Annotated in this window: 2 protein-coding genes; one reads left to right on the plus strand and one right to left on the minus strand. The window is 39.5% G+C overall.

What is annotated here, in order from left to right; genetic code table 11:
• Positions 1-892: AMIN domain-containing protein (locus AC3DU7_RS30780; RefSeq protein WP_488043038.1), on the minus strand; the 892-nt coding region annotated here is incomplete at its 3' end.
• A gap of 501 nt (positions 893-1393) precedes the next feature.
• Between AC3DU7_RS30780 and AC3DU7_RS30785 the strand changes: the two genes are divergently transcribed.
• The coding region (locus AC3DU7_RS30785; protein ID WP_488043039.1) for a TldD/PmbA family protein at positions 1394-2609 on the plus strand (1216 nt) is incomplete at its 3' end.

Below are 2609 nucleotides of genomic sequence, written 5' to 3' on the forward strand. Positions count from 1 at the left end.
TATTGTTTTTTGATTTTTCTCTGGACTCTGGAGGAAGTGAAATAGCTGTTTCTTCTTCTTCTCTAGTCTGAAGTGTGGGTGTTTCTATAACCTGAGAACTTTCGGTTTCAGGTTTTTCATTACCCAGAGCATCTATTACTGGAGACCTAAATCTACCTGGCCTGTCAGTGGGAATGACCAAAAATGGTACGGAAGGCTCCGCAGAAGGCCCTGGGTTTGGTAAAGGAGATTCTTCTTCCGGATCAGTGTCTAACAAACCGACACTATCTTGCTTTAGTTGAGTAGAAGCTTGATTTTCTTCTTCTTCGGTAGTTTGAGAATTTTCTACTTCTGTAGTTTCTGGCTCAGTTGATTGTTGTTCGGTAATTTGAGAATTTTCTATCTCTGTAGTTTCTGGCTCAGTTACCTGTCGATCTGAAATTATTGCCTCTGATGGCTCTGAAAATCCCTCCTCAGCCATAAGCAAACGTAACTGCCAACTATTTTGCTGTGGTTCGATCTGTTCTAATTGTACTTGTTGAGTAGAGATAACCACTTCAGGAGCAAAATCTATAATAACTTTTGCTTGCTCTGGTTGCTCTTGAGAAAGACTAACTCGGCGCACCAAACCATCCGGATATAACTCAGTCACATCTACACTAACCTCTGTATTTGGAATATATACAATTAGACGAGCTGGTTTATTTTCCAAAGAAAAACTAGGAGCTGTACCTGATGGGAGAGTAAACTGGAGTTGATTATTGTCTGAGTCAAAAAACCAGTTTGTTAAGAAGGCTGCAAAAACTGGCCGAGTAAAACTAAAATTAATTACCAGTGTTCCTACTAATCCAAGAAATTTTAATAAAAGTTTTGATTTTAACAGATTTTTTGGAGATAAATATTGATTGGGCATAGCGAACTCCTCACATTTTGGGTAGTGGTGCAGTCATAATTGTATAGGGAGTAGGGGAGTGGCTCACACGGATTATGGCACGGATATACGGATACGGAAAGTGGGGAAGTGGGGAAGTAGGCAAGAAACCAAAATATATACCCTTTCTTTATAATTGGAACTGAGCTAATCATAGCTAATATCATTAGAAATCTCCGATAATAAAAAATAAAATCAGTTCTTATCCATAAATTATCAATTATTTATCCCTGTTCCCTGTTCCCTCTTTTGGAGGAGATGTCTATTAGGTAATTTATCCCAGGTTCCATCAATACCATTACGGTTGCAGAACACTAAATTTTGGACAAAAATAGCACATCATATAAAATATAGCAAGGAACGAGTTGGTTAGGACTTATGTTGATGATGAACTTGAGACAGAAAAAAGCTTTTGTTACTGTTCCCTGTTCCCTATTCCCTGTTCCCTGCTATAAATTTAGATAAAATTAAGACTAACATACAATGGTACAAGCACCAGCAAAGATTCAAACTACAGAATTAGCTACCCTCGCCATAGACTTAATTCGTCAGGCCGGATGTGAATATGGGGATATTCGCTCATGTGTTTATCGTTCTCAAAATTTAACAGCTCGCGATCGCTCTCTCAACAGATTAGAAGATAAGGTCAATTCTGGTTTTGGGGTGAGAGTTTTGCTCAATGGTGCATGGGGTTTTGCTGCCAGTCATCGCCAAAGTCTAGAAGAGGTAGCTAGAATTGTCGCTCTAGCAGTAGATATTGCTAAGGGTAGTCATCTCTGTCAACAGACACCAGTAAAATTAGTACCTGTGGAAACCCACCGCGATAGTTATGTTACTCCGATTGAAATTGATCCTTTTGCAGTACCCATTGGCGAAAAGGCAGAATTACTTCTAAATTTGAATGAGAAATTATTGAGTTATGAAGAGCGAGGAGTGAAAAAAGCTGCTTCTTTTCTCCGGTTTACTAAAGAAGAGAAAATATTTGCTTCTACAAATGATTCCCTAATTGAGCAAACAATTTACCGTAGTTATCCTGGGTTTACTTGTACAGCTATTGCCAATAACGATGCTCAAAGTCGTAGTTACGAACGACCTCCTTTGAATATTGGTTATGAGCATATCAACCCCACCGATCTATTGAGTCAAGTAGAGCGAGTTGCTGAGGAAGCAATTGAAAAAGTTTATGCTCCCAAAGGACCTGCAGATATTCGCTCCACCCTAATTTTAAAGCCAACAAATCTATTTTTAACCATCCACGAATCAGTTGGACACCCCACCGAATTAGATAGGGTTTATGGTTATGAATCTAATTTTGCTGGTACCAGTTTTGCCACTACCGATAAAATGGGTAAACTTCAATATGCTGCTCCCTGGGTGAATTTTAAATGCGATCGCACTCAACCAGGTGGTCGTAGTACAATGGGATATGATGATGAAGGTGTGAAGTCACAAGAATGGTATGTAGTTAAGGATGGGATATTAGTTGATTATCTCACAGACAGAGAAACAGCTTACCGACTTGGGCGTGGTAGTAGCAATGGTTGTGCTTTTGCTGACAGTTGGTCGAGTGTACCCATGGTACGCATTCCGAATTTGGGGTTAGAAGCGGGTGCTGATGGTGGTAGTCATACTGCTACTTTAGACGAAATGATTGCTGATACTGAAGATGGGATTTTGATTGATGGTGTTGGTAGTTTTT

Source organism: Okeania sp., from assembly GCF_983059655.1.